General features: G+C 48.8%; 11 protein-coding genes. 8 read left to right on the forward strand and 3 right to left on the reverse strand.

The annotated features are described in order from the left end of the window. Window positions 1–42: 42 nt before the first annotated feature. From CXK86_RS26290 to CXK86_RS26305, 4 genes are read left to right on the forward strand one after another with little or no spacing between them, the layout of a single operon-like run. Window positions 43–2,355, forward strand: a complete 2,313-nt coding sequence (locus tag CXK86_RS26290; RefSeq protein ID WP_076254229.1) for a glycoside hydrolase family 3 N-terminal domain-containing protein — start codon at window positions 43–45, stop codon at window positions 2,353–2,355. Further along, window positions 2,352–5,498, forward strand: coding sequence for an alpha-mannosidase (locus CXK86_RS26295; RefSeq protein ID WP_076254227.1), 3,147 nt, complete (start codon window positions 2,352–2,354; stop codon window positions 5,496–5,498). Before CXK86_RS26290 ends, CXK86_RS26295 begins: the two co-directional genes overlap by 4 nt. Window positions 5,499–5,536: 38 nt before the next feature. Further along, a complete protein-coding gene (locus CXK86_RS26300; protein WP_076254225.1) occupies window positions 5,537–6,412 on the forward strand; it encodes a sugar phosphate isomerase/epimerase family protein in 876 nt (291 codons plus the stop codon). Between the two features lie 12 nt (window positions 6,413–6,424). Then, on the forward strand, window positions 6,425–7,297 hold the full coding sequence (locus CXK86_RS26305) for a sugar phosphate isomerase/epimerase family protein (protein ID WP_076254223.1): 873 nt from the start codon (window positions 6,425–6,427) through the stop codon (window positions 7,295–7,297). Window positions 7,298–7,345: 48 nt separating this feature from the next. On the opposite strand, the gene CXK86_RS26310 is transcribed toward CXK86_RS26305, so the two are convergent. Next, the gene (locus CXK86_RS26310; RefSeq protein ID WP_076254220.1) at window positions 7,346–8,107 is read right to left on the reverse strand and encodes a MerR family transcriptional regulator; all 762 of its coding nucleotides are present in this window, start codon (window positions 8,105–8,107) and stop codon (window positions 7,346–7,348) included. Window positions 8,108–8,123: 16 nt separating this feature from the next. After that, a complete protein-coding gene (locus CXK86_RS26315) occupies window positions 8,124–8,999 on the reverse strand; it encodes a CPBP family glutamic-type intramembrane protease (RefSeq protein WP_047841502.1) in 876 nt (291 codons plus the stop codon). A gap of 177 nt (window positions 9,000–9,176) precedes the next feature. Between CXK86_RS26315 and CXK86_RS26320 the strand changes: the two genes are divergently transcribed. From CXK86_RS26320 to CXK86_RS26330, 3 genes are all read left to right on the forward strand, one after another. Then, window positions 9,177–9,404 carry a hypothetical protein gene (locus tag CXK86_RS26320; RefSeq protein ID WP_017691180.1) on the forward strand — a complete coding sequence of 76 codons (228 nt, stop codon included), beginning with the start codon at window positions 9,177–9,179 and terminating at the stop codon, window positions 9,402–9,404. Window positions 9,405–9,483: 79 nt separating this feature from the next. Beyond that, the gene (locus CXK86_RS26325) at window positions 9,484–10,044 is read left to right on the forward strand and encodes a hypothetical protein (protein ID WP_076254218.1); all 561 of its coding nucleotides are present in this window, start codon (window positions 9,484–9,486) and stop codon (window positions 10,042–10,044) included. Window positions 10,045–10,211: 167 nt separating this feature from the next. Then, on the forward strand, window positions 10,212–10,640 hold the full coding sequence (locus tag CXK86_RS26330) for a VOC family protein (RefSeq protein WP_047841503.1): 429 nt from the start codon (window positions 10,212–10,214) through the stop codon (window positions 10,638–10,640). A gap of 116 nt (window positions 10,641–10,756) precedes the next feature. On the opposite strand, the gene CXK86_RS26335 is transcribed toward CXK86_RS26330, so the two are convergent. Next, a complete protein-coding gene (locus CXK86_RS26335; protein ID WP_076254324.1) occupies window positions 10,757–11,611 on the reverse strand; it encodes a hypothetical protein in 855 nt (284 codons plus the stop codon). A 220-nt stretch (window positions 11,612–11,831) separates the two neighbouring features. Between CXK86_RS26335 and ytxJ the strand changes: the two genes are divergently transcribed. Continuing rightward, on the forward strand, window positions 11,832–12,371 hold the full coding sequence (gene ytxJ / locus CXK86_RS26340; protein WP_256720198.1) for a bacillithiol system redox-active protein YtxJ: 540 nt from the start codon (window positions 11,832–11,834) through the stop codon (window positions 12,369–12,371). Window positions 12,372–12,379 lie beyond the last annotated feature (8 nt).

The following is a 12,379-nucleotide window of genomic DNA, read 5'->3' on the forward strand; positions in this document are numbered from 1 at the left end:
CATGCGCCTAACTAATTCCGAACGCATAAGGAGAATGTGCATATGGACTATAAAGATGCTTCGCTTCCCATTCAGGAACGGGTTCAGGATCTGATCGGACGGATGACAACGGCAGAGAAGATTGGACAACTCATTCAGCCGATGGGGTGGAAGACGTATAATAAAGCAGCTGATGGTACAGTACAGGTGACGGAAGAGTTCAAAACGTACATGGAACAGGGGGGTGTCGGTTCTCTGTACGGTGTGCTTCGGGCCGATCCATGGACCGAAGTGACGCTGGAAACGGGGCTTACCCCACGGCAGGGAGCCGTTGCCACAAATGTCATTCAGCAGTATGCCATGGAGCATTCCCGGCTGGGCATACCCATTTTGTTTGGGGAAGAGTGTTCCCACGGGCATATGGCGATCGGGGCAACAGTTTTTCCGGTACCGTTAATGGTGGGAAGTACGTGGAATATGGAGCTGTACCGCAAGATGTGTGAAGCCATCGCTGTGGAGACCCGGAGCCAGGGGGGAGCGGCAACGTATTCCCCGGTGCTTGATGTCGTACGTGACCCGAGATGGGGACGGACGGAGGAATGTTTTGCCGAAGATCCATACTTAATCGGTGAATTCGCAGTAGAAGCCATGAAGGGACTACAGGGTGATCGGCTCGACTCCAACCAGACGATTGTCGCTACACTTAAGCATTTTGCGGCTTATGGCAGCTCAGAGGGTGGACGTAATGCAGCACCTGTGCATATGGGATTACGTGAATTACATGAAATAGATCTGTTGCCGTTCAAAAAAGCAGTGGAAGCCGGGGCATGTTCCGTCATGACCGCTTATAACGAGATTGATGGTGTACCGTGCACGTCCAGTACGTATCTGCTGAATGACCTTCTGCGCGAGCAGTGGGGTTTTGATGGGTTTGTGATTACTGATTTTGGTGCCATTCAGATGTTGGTCCATGGACATAACACCGTCGAGAACGGGGAGCAGGCCGTGGCACAGTCCCTTCAGGCAGGTGTAGACATGGAAATGTCCGGGTACATGTACCGCAAACATCTTGGTCAGGCGCTTGAGCAGGGATTGATCGAAGAGAAGGATCTGGACTTGGCTGTGTGGCGAGTGCTAGAGATGAAATTCAGACTTGGTCTGTTTGAACAACCTTTCGTAGATCCTGACTTTGCAGAACAGGTCATCGGATGTGAAGACCATACACAGCTGGCGAGGGAAGTTGCACAAGAGGGGATTGTTTTACTGAAAAATGAGGGAAATACTCTTCCGCTTGCCAAAACAGGTCCAAAGCTAGCTGTCATTGGTCCGAACGCGAACCATATCTATAACCAACTTGGGGACTATACCTCGCCACAACCGAGAGAGCAGATCGTCACCGTACTGGATGGCATTACGCGCAAGCTTGGCGCGGATTCGGGTCAGGTGCTGTACGCGCCTGGCTGCCGGATTAAAGGCGACTCCAGAGAGGGCTTTGCGCAAGCGCTGGCTTGTGCGGAACAGGCAGATGCCATCGTGATGGTGATGGGCGGGTCCAGCGCCCGCGATTTTGGTGAAGGTACGATCGACTTGCGGACAGGTGCGTCTGTGGTGACCGATGATCCATGGAACGACATGGAGTGTGGCGAGGGCATTGACCGGGCTTCCCTGAATCTCATGGGTGTTCAATTGGAACTGGTGCAGGAGGTACATAAGCTTGGGAAACCCGTTATCGTTGTGTATATTAACGGCCGCCCCATTGCTGAACCTTGGATTGATGAGCATGTCCATGCGATTGTGGAAGCGTGGTACCCCGGACAGGAAGGTGGTAACGCGATTGCGGATATTCTGTTTGGCGATGTGAATCCATCTGGCCGCCTTACCGTCTCCATTCCCAAGCATGTTGGGCAACTTCCGGTCTACTATCATGCCAAACGCACTCGTGGCAAACGGTATCTGGAGATGGATCTGGCGCCGCAGTATCCGTTTGGATATGGACTGAGCTACACCGAATTCAAATACGAGAATGTAAGAGTAATGCCCGGCGTAATTGGGCCAGAAGATGAGGCACAGGTGATGGTTGAAGTCACGAATACCGGAGCGGTTGCGGGAAGTGAGGTTGTGCAGTTGTACATCACGGATGTGTCGGCTTCGGTTACGCGGGCTGAAATGTCACTTAAGGGTTTTCGTAAAATTCATCTGAAGCCAGGACAGACCCAGACCGTTACATTCCCTGTGCAAAAAGAACACCTCGCACTGATCGACTCCCGTCTCCAGTCTGTCGTAGAACCGGGTGAATTCAGGCTCATGGTTGGCCGCAATTCTATGGATTGGACCGCCTGCAGTCTGCACATCCAGAAGGTGGGGGTGGAGGTATGATTCGAATTCAGCGATTCATCGAAGATCTGAAGCACCGACAATGGCTGGATACGATCGAGCTTCCAGCGTGGGAGATGCAGAGGGCCAGATACATTCGGCCAGGGGAATACGAGTACGAACAGGCAGAAGTAAATGAAGATGAGCAGGCAGACAAGGCTATGCAAAGATTGAATCCGCTGAACAGCGTACATGGAACGACGTATTTTCTGAGCAAACGTGTGGAGATTCCGGCGGAATGGCAGGATCAGGCTGTTGGACTGATCTTCGAGGCCGGAGGAGAAGGGCTGCTGAAGGTGAATGACATGCCGTATCACGGACTGGACCGGAATCACGGGTTCGTACCCCTTCCGAGAAGTCGGGTAGGAAATACACCGCAGTTGGAGATTGAACTCTACGATCCGATTCCGGAGCCGCATGATCCACTCAACCGACAAGCCGTTATTCAGCCGCCTATTCAGGGCATTCGGGCAGCGTTGGTTCATGTTAATCAGCCACTGCAGAGCCTGATGTACAGCGTGACGGTACTCGCCGAGTCGCTCCGGGCATATAACGAGAAGGGACCCAAGCGGATGGCACTTGTTCAGGCTATTCATCAGGTGATGGATAACATGTACAATGACCCGGAACGCTGGAATGATGCAACCTGGATACAGAACTTCGAATATGTATTAGCACAGTCAGTACAGCAGGAAGACCCGGAGGAATATCGGAGTGGCTTCATGCATCTGGTTGGACAATCCCACATTGATATTGCCTGGCTGTGGCCTGTACGTGAGACGGTTCGCAAGTCCAGTCGCACGTTCTCGACCATGTGCACCTTGATGGATACGTACCCGGATTTTGTGTATTCCCAGAGCCAACCGCAGTTGTACGCCTTCGTGAAGGATCATTACCCGGAGCTGTACGAGCGAGTTAAAGCCCGTATTGCTGAAGGCCGCTGGGAGCTGGTCGGAGGCATGTGGGTCGAGCCGGATCTGAATATTCCGAGTGGCGAGTCGTTAGTTCGGCAGATTCTGTATGGACAGAACTTCTATCAGGCGGAGTTTGGCAAACGCTCCAACATCGAGTGGCTGCCGGATACCTTTGGCTACTGCGCTTCCTTACCGCAGATGCTGAAACTCGCGGGTATTCCTTATTTTATGACCACCAAGCTGAATTGGAATGATACCAATGCGTTTCCGTATGACCTCTTCGACTGGGTAGGCATAGATGGCACTTCCGTGCTGGCATATCTGAATCATGGGGTGAATGAACATACGCGTCCCAAAGATGTGGATGAACATTGGCAATCATTTAAACAAAAGGATGTGCACCCTGAGCAAATGTTGCTTTACGGACATGGCGATGGTGGTGGTGGCGTGACGAATGAGATGGTGGAGTTTGCGGAGCGATCCCATTTGATGGTTGGACAGCCAATCAGTAAATTCAGCACAGCAGGGGCTTTTTTTGAAGACATATCATTAAATAATCCGACGTTGCCGAAATGGCACGGGGACTTGTATCTGGAACTGCATCGCGGAACGTATACAACTCATGCAAGGAACAAACGTAGCAACCGTAAGGCAGAGGTATTGTACCGGGAAGCGGAAATCTGGGGGCAATTTGCCGGGGCTTACGGCGCGCGCACGAAGAATGATCTGGATGAAGGCTGGAAGTTGATTATGCTCAACCAATTCCATGACATTATTCCGGGAACGTCGATTCCAGAAGTTTACGTAACGTCCACCGACGAGTACACGAAAGTATTTGCACTGGGTACATCCGCACTGCGGGAAACGCTGGATACCCTTGCGGAGAACATTGCAACAGATGAACTCGATGGTCTTCCTTACATTATATTCAACAGCCTCGGCTGGAAACGCGGAGAAAATATCACCATTACAGGGGATGCTCACCTCGCCAGGATGGCAGCATTTGATCGTCAAGGAAACCGTCTGGCCTGTGATCTTGAACAAAAGGAAGACAAGTATACGTTGCTCGTGCATGTTCCGTCGATTCCTGCTTTTGGGTATACAACCATATGGCTGCGCGAAGCATCGGATGTTATCCTTCCAGTAAGAGAAGAAAAATCCTTCCCTTCCACGTGGGAAACCGAATTCTATACCCTTGAGTTCAATGACTTGGGAGAGATCACCCGATGGTATGACAAAACGGTAGGACGTGACTGGCTGAAGCCTGGTGATCGGGCGAATGAGTGGCAGTTTTTCCACGACAAACCGACGTACTGGGATGCATGGGATATCGATCCACGATTTGAATCTCAGCGAGCTGGTGCGGTGCAGTTGATCTCCAGAGAGATTGTACAGCGCGGGGCTACGCGAGATGTACTACGCTTTGTCTGGAAGTTGAATCAATCGGAGATCAGTCAGGATATCATTTTGCATCGTTACCAGCGGCGTGTTGATTTCCGTACAAAAGTGAACTGGAATGAGAGCCATAAACTGCTCAAGGTGGCATTTCCGGTGGACCTGGTGGCAGCCAAAGCGGCTTATGAAATTCCGTTTGGAGCGTTGGAGCGTCCAACTCATAACAACACCAGTTGGGAGCAGGCGCAGTTCGAGGTCTGTGGACATCGTTGGGCGGATATCTCGGAGGGCAACAGCGGTGTGAGTTTGCTGAATGATTGCAAGTACGGGTATGACATCAAGGATCGGACGATCCGCCTGTCTCTGCTTCGTGCTCCGAAATGGCCGGATGAACATGCCGATCAGGGCGATCATGAATTCACGTATTCGATCCTGCCACACCAGGGAGATTGGCGACAAGCTGCCGTCGTTCGCCGGGCGATGGAGCTGAATCATCCGGTCGAAGTTGTGGCAGCGAGTCAGTCTTCCGGTCACTTGCCAGCTGAACATGCTTGGGTTCAGTTCAACAGTGAGCATGTCATTCTGGATGCAATCAAGCCAGCGGAAGACGGTTCCGGAACAGTACTACGTTTCTACGAATCATCCGGAGGTCGGGAAACGGTGCAGGTTCAGTGGGCTGAAAAGGAAATCAAAGCGTCCATCATTAATCTGCTGGAGGATGAGATCCATCCGTTGGCTTGTTCAAACGGCACAATTGAACTGACATTCAAACCGTATGAGATCAAGTCGGTGAAACTTGTTGATATCAGTAATGAGTCGAACCTTACATTTACATGAGAACGTAGAGTTACTCACTCAATCACAGGAGGTATGACATGAAATTAACGAATAAGATTGGTGTCATCGTGGATAGCTTTGGCGTAGGGGGACGGGAAGGGTTGAACAAAGCCAAAGACGTAGGTGCAGAAGGTGTGCAGATCTACGCCGTCAAGGGAGAGATGGACCCTGAAAATTTGTCACCTGCGGCGCGCAAGGAGCTGAAGAGTTACATCGATTCGTTGGGTCTCGAAATTTCAGCATTGGTCGGTGATCTGGGCGGACATGGGTTTCAGGTCAAGGAAGATAATCCGTGGAAAGTAGAGAAGTCGAAGCGGATCGTGGATCTGGCCCTCGATCTAGGCACCAACATTGTCACTACACATATCGGCATTGTTCCACATGACCCTTCATCAGAAGTTTATGCCACACTGCATGCTGCTTGTGAGGAACTGGGCCAATACGCCAAAAGTGTTGGCGCATACTTTGCCATTGAGACAGGACCGGAAACGGCTGCTGACTTGAAAGGATTCCTGGATACGTTATCGACCAACGGAGTATCGGTGAATTTTGATCCGGCGAATATGGTGATGGTGACCGGAGATGATCCGGCGCGGGGCGTTCATCTGCTCAAGGATTACATCGTACATACTCATGTGAAGGATGGTGTGCGGCTGAAGGAAGTTGACCCACGAGACGTATACGGAGCGGTCGGTTATGCCCCTATGGATCACGATAAGATTGCCGAGATGGTCTCTTCCGGGACTTTCTTCCGTGAGGTGCCGCTGGGCGAGGGTGGCGTTGATTTTGATGGATACTTTGCAGCGCTTCAGGAGATTGGTTACACCGGTTATCTGACGATTGAACGTGAAGTAGGCCATCAACCGGAGCAGGACATTCGCAAAGCGGTTCAATTTATCCAACAATATCGATAGGGAGCTGAGCAGATGAAAGTGGGCCTGAGCACGTATAGTTTGTTGAACGATTTGAATTCGGGTGAGATGACGGTGCTGGATGTGATCGACTGGATTGCGGCGAACGGCGGCGAGCATATGGAAATGGTTCCTTACGGTTACACTGTTGAGGATAATCACGATCTGGCGGATGCGATTCGGGAACGGGCAGCGTCTAAGGATATTGAACTGTCCAACTACTCGCTGCCAGCGAACTTCGTGCAGGAGACGGAAGAGGCGTTTGAAGAGGAGATGGCTCGGGTCAAAAGACATGTGGATGTCGTACACCGGATGGGTGTAAAACATCTGCGTCATGACGTCACGGCGTTTACCCTGCCAAAGGAGAAGATGACCATCGCCTGGTTCGAGCAAAATCTGCCGCTGATGGTGCGGGGAAGCCAGATCATTGCGGACTATGCCGCGCAGTTTGGCATCACGACAACCATTGAAAATCACGGCTTCAGCGTGCAGGCGAGTGATCGGGTGCAGCGTGTTCTGCATGCTGTAGATCGTCCGAACTTCAAAACAACACTCGATATTGGAAACTTCATGTGTGTGGATGAGAATCCGATCATTGGTGTCATGAAAAATCTGCCGTACGCTTCTCTGGTCCACTTTAAAGATTTTTACTTCCGTCCTTATGATGAGCATCCAGGTGAGGGTGAATGGTTTACGACGGCCAACGGTAACTTCCTGCGTGGGGCCATCGTTGGACAAGGTGACATTCCAATTCGTAAAATTGTAAAGCTGATCAAAGACTCCGGTTATGATGGCAACATTACGGTGGAGTTCGAAGGCATGGAGGAATGCAAATCCGCATCCAAAATCGCCATGGACAACCTGCGCCGCTTCTGGGAAGAGGCGTAACGAAGCATAACGAGGGAATGGATCAAGGGCCACTTTTCGAAGTGGCTCTTATTGTTGATCATCAGGATTCTGGACTGCCCATCGATCCAGGATCATTTCGATGTAACGCATGGTATCCGTTGTCATACCATATACACGAGCTGACTGATCATCCTCTGGGGTGATATAATCCCAATATTTTTCTGCCAATTCTGCATTCCCTTGAAAAGCCCTTTCAGCATAATCAGAGATTCGAATGGCCAGTAACCGTGAGGCTTCGGAATCCGGAGGTTCCATCTTGCATGTATGGACATCTTTAAGAATATCAGCCCATTCCATGGATATTGAATTGTTCTGATTATTCAGAGGTAACGATTCCATTTCTTCAGGTGTAAAAACATCTTGTCGGAACTTGCCCGGAGGCTGATCCAGTTCACGGATGAAACCCAACATTTCATCCAGACTGATTGTACCAGATGCTCTGATGGCATATAGGGTTGAAAAAAGAAGATGCTCGACCTTGCTTAATCTCTCCTGCTGTTCCTTAACGACGGCCAGTTGTTGTTCCAACGTATTATTCCATAAAGTAAGGGTACTCTCTGGTTCAGAGCGAGCAGCATCCTGATCGAGGAATTCTCCAATCTCATTCAATTTAAAATGCATTTTCTTCAAAATGGTAATCTGCTGAAGCCGTAAAATATCCTTTTCACCATATAATCGATACTGATTGTTCTCATTACGGGCCGGTCGCAGTAAACCCAGCTTTTCATAATAATGCAGTGTTCGGATGGATACTCCGGTATGTTTGGATAGTTGTCCAACGGTATACAACAGGCAGAACCCTCCCTCATGATTTATGTATTCTCCACCAGCGCCATGCATTGAGCACCGCCAGAATGATCCCACCGACGAAGATTATCATCATATACAAAATAAATATTTCGGCCAACCCGTTATCTTGCGCGGTATAGTTTAACAATGCTGGTCTATCACCTGGCATAACAACGAATCTGGCTACCTCCAGGTAAGCGATATGAAATCCGATGGAGGCCCATAAAGATCCGGTCAAACTGCGCAGAAGCTGTAACGTGATACCATAGGTCAATAGCAGGATCATATAATCCAAGGTTATCCGGTTTCCGGCATCCATACCGACGAGCTCTTGCAATAGGCTGACACTCATCGGAACCAGCAGAAAGAGTATGATTTGAGTTACATAAGCGAAAAACACAGGAAGTCGCAGTCTGAAGCGTAATCCATCATAGACCATGCCTCGCATGGATAGTTCCTCTGGCAAAGCTTCGTACAAGAAAGCAATACAACTATTAAGTGCAACAGCAAGCAAGAACTCGGCTGAGAAGTGCCACTCCGTAATCGTAATCCAGTTGTTCATACTGGCTATCGCTAACCCGATGAAGGCCAGGGAAGTGGCAAATAATGCGCCAAAGAGCAAGTGAATTATGCTTTTTCCTGTCAGAGGAAGAAGAACGGACTTCATATGGAAGTGCCTTCGAATGACGAGTAGTACGGGCAATACGATACTAATAATTACAACAGCTTGGATGAGATGAACCATCCATTCACCAGCAACAATAGTGCTGACAAACTCCCCTGCGAGTGTAGCAAAAAACAGACCCAATGTCATCGTCAACCAACTCATTCCAATAATGGCTATTCCACTGCTGCGTCGTTTCTTGGTTACATGTTCAGGTGACATACTCATGCTAATCCCCTCCTGAAGCCAGTATAAACCCTCGAGTTAACGTCAGGGTCAAGCAGGAAATATGCCTATCAGAATATGGTTCTGCGCAAGGATTAAGTTACGAGCAGCACAAGTGTGGTATACTGGATATATTCAGCCTGATAATAACTGGCTATGGATAGGAGATGTCACTGATCTATGCAGGTATTCGAGGACTGGAATCAGAAAGTAAAGAGGACGTTTAATGCTACGAACCCCGAGGTAGTATTGACGGTATCGGAAGCTGGAAGTTTGCTTGGTTTGACCAAAGACCAGATGAAACTGTACGTGGACAAGAACAAACTAACGAAGGTCCCGATCATGAGAAGTGTTCACCGATACCTCTTATTGAAAAGTGAAATAGATAACATCGTTCAAGCTCGATAACTTCATAGGATTGAACACAACCATTTTACCGACAGGATTCGGGAGAGTGGTCTTTTTTTTATCGGAAAGGGGACGGAACGTGCTGAATAAAGTGTCAGGTTGGTTCTATCAGCGGGTGAATTGGAAATGGGTTGCAGCTGCGGTTGTTGTTTTTGCCTGTTTCATTGCATTTATTCTGCCCTGGCAGGCGGCAAAGTCGGAGGAGGCCACAGGTGGTGGACAGTCCCCGGATTCCTCTTTTCTGTACACTGCGGATGATCTTTATCAGATGGCTGAGCAGTATGGTGAAGCAGGGCGGAGCGCCTATATTCAGGCACGGTTCACATTTGATCTCATATGGCCCTTAGCCTATCTGTTCCTCTTAGTTGTTCTGTTATCGATACTCTATCGTGTGCTTCCGGTAAAAAGTCGCTGGCGTTGGGTGAATCTGATTCCGGTCTTAGGTTGGGCTATAGACATGCTTGAAAATATAGGTGCGTCCCTGATCATGCATCGTTATCCTGAACGTACGCCTGTGCTTGCTGAACTCACTCCGATATGTACCCTGTTGAAATGGTGTCTGATCTATGCCAGTTTTGCAGCACTGGTTCCGGGTGTTCTGATCACTGCTCTCTACTATATACGCAAGCGTAAGAAGTAGTGGAGAGAGGGATGGATTAAGAATATGTTGGTAACCCTAATCGTGTAAAGGTCCGCAGAGATGAGCGCAGAAATATACGCTTGTCAAAGGACAACCTGTTCATATATACTCATGTCGCAAGTGGCGTGAATCGTATAATTACAAGAGCCCAAGGAGATGAAGAACGCATGTCGATCAGCTTGAATGTGTATCTGGTTACAGACGGTAATGGACGTGAAGCGGTAGATTTTTATCAAAAGGCATTTGGAGCCGAAGTGCTCGCGCTTCAAACATTTGGCGACGGTCCATCTGACCCGAATCACCCCATCCCACCAGAAGCGAAAGACCGTATTATGCATGCTTCTTTGCAAATTGGCAGCTCGGTATTAATGTTGTCTGATACGTTTCCAGGCATGCCGTACACTGTAGGTAATCATGTTACGGTTACGGTGAACACGGATACGGCGGATGAAGCCAAAGCGATTTTCAACCAGTTGCAAGACGGTGGCGAAGTGAAAATGCCGATACAAGAAACGTTCTGGAGTCCAGCCTACGGTTCGGTTGTCGATAAGTTTGGCGTACAGTTTCAGATCAGTGCTACGCCGGGACAAGCTTAAGAGTGTACTCTTCACTAATATAAACTTCAAATGGCAAAAACCTCCGCAATCTGCTTTGAGTAGTTGTGGAGGTTTTTTTGCTTTTTTTGTAATGACTCGTGATTAATCTTCCTTGATTAGTCTTCCTTCTGAATCTTGGAAGGATTGTTGATTTTATAGGGAACCGGGTTACGTGTCAGCTTCTTCTTAATAATTTTCGCTTCAAACGTGATAACGTCGCCCACTTCCAGTTCCTGTTTCTTAACGGTGGCACTGTGGCTTGACCAGGCTTCCCCAACATCAATGACGTCTGGCTCCGTAATGGTAACTGCTTCATAGATGATGACTTCATCGTCATTGTCAGAGAAGTGATTCGGTACGGTGGTGAACTCTTTGACAACGGCACTCATCTTCACTTTACCTTCGGGCAGATCAATCTTGACGCTCTTAGCTTTGCTCGCTGTTTTGGCTTTGGGTTTGGCTTCACTGGCTGTCCCAGACTGAGGTCCAACATACTCTTCTACGAGCCCATCCGGATCACCCTTCATCCCCGAGGAGAATTCATCTGTGTCCGTGTCGTCCGAATCATCCAGATCCGGCGGAATTTCATCCGGGTTAACCAGGGCATCTGGAGTTGGCGTAACATCAGCAGCGACTGGTGCGATTGTATCCGAAGTTGCCGATTCTGTGCTTCGATCTGATCCGGCATTACTTATGCTTCTGGCGCTGTAACTGGACGCTTGCATTTCCTTCAGATAAGACGGGTGAATACAATGTTTTTGTCCATTATCCAGTTGAATAACAGCTGCCATGTGATCCACATATCCAATGATGGTGCACGGCATGTTTAATCCGTTTCCTTTATAATAGAACGTTTTGAGTTTGGTCGCTTTACCAGAAAGCAGGCCCCACTCCTGACATTTCTCAATCAGCTCATCTTCGTTATCCAGCGCAATAAAATCCTGCGGTTCAATCATAAATGCGTATGTCATATGGAATTTCCGCCCTTCCAATCCATTCTTCATGTTCATCGTTTCCAAATTACAACCAGTGTATCACAAATGAGCATTTTGCATAAATCCAATCACTGAAATCTGTACTCGGAGATGAATATTATCAACGCCTGCTCACAGAGGCCTATGCTATAATTTGATCAGAATATATGGTGGGAAGATGCCTTTGATATATATATTTCAGGAAGGGAAGATCTGCATGAAGAAAAAAGTAAATCATCAAGCCGTATGGCTTGCTATAGGAACGGCTATGGGAGTCAGCATTGGTACGGCTACAAAGCAACTTGGACTCGGGATTGCTTTTGGCTTGGCGCTTGGCATTGTGATCGGTTCGGTGGTTAGCAAACGTGCAGGGTCAGACTCGGAACATATGCTCAGCGAACATGTCCGTGAATTGCATAAACCTGATGACTGGGAAGACGCGCTTCATCGCTCGCAGGATCATCCGGTGCTTATCCTAAAACACAGCACAACTTGTCCGACCAGTGCGAGAGCGTACAGAGAGTTTATGGCGTTTGTAGGCACCCATGCATCAGATCCCAAACAACCTATGGACTACCGCATCGTCAAAGTGATTGAAAACCGTTCGTTATCCCGCTACATTGCGGAAGAGACCGAGGTTCATCATGAGTCACCACAGGTGCTTCTGCTCGATCAGGGAAAAGTCGTCCATCATACCTCCCATGGCAAAATCACGAAGAAGAGATTATTGCAGTGGGCAGAGAATCCATTTGGATGAAGTGTATG

The sequence above is a fragment of the Paenibacillus sp. BGI2013 genome, from assembly GCF_002843485.1.
In the GTDB taxonomy this organism is placed as follows: Bacteria; Bacillota; Bacilli; order Paenibacillales; family Paenibacillaceae; genus Paenibacillus; species Paenibacillus amylolyticus.

Coding starts and splice junctions, on each gene's coding strand:
- CXK86_RS26315 (WP_047841502.1), bottom strand. CDS start 8,999: ATGAGTATGTCACCTGAACATGTAACCAAGAAACGACGCAGCAGTGGA.
- CXK86_RS26320 (WP_017691180.1), top strand. CDS start 9,177: ATGCAGGTATTCGAGGACTGGAATCAGAAAGTAAAGAGGACGTTTAAT.
- CXK86_RS26305 (WP_076254223.1), top strand. CDS start 6,425: ATGAAAGTGGGCCTGAGCACGTATAGTTTGTTGAACGATTTGAATTCG.
- CXK86_RS26295 (WP_076254227.1), top strand. CDS start 2,352: ATGATTCGAATTCAGCGATTCATCGAAGATCTGAAGCACCGACAATGG.
- CXK86_RS26290 (WP_076254229.1), top strand. CDS start 43: ATGGACTATAAAGATGCTTCGCTTCCCATTCAGGAACGGGTTCAGGAT.
- CXK86_RS26335 (WP_076254324.1), bottom strand. CDS start 11,611: ATGACATACGCATTTATGATTGAACCGCAGGATTTTATTGCGCTGGAT.
- ytxJ (WP_256720198.1), top strand. CDS start 11,832: ATGAAGAAAAAAGTAAATCATCAAGCCGTATGGCTTGCTATAGGAACG.
- CXK86_RS26330 (WP_047841503.1), top strand. CDS start 10,212: ATGTCGATCAGCTTGAATGTGTATCTGGTTACAGACGGTAATGGACGT.
- CXK86_RS26300 (WP_076254225.1), top strand. CDS start 5,537: ATGAAATTAACGAATAAGATTGGTGTCATCGTGGATAGCTTTGGCGTA.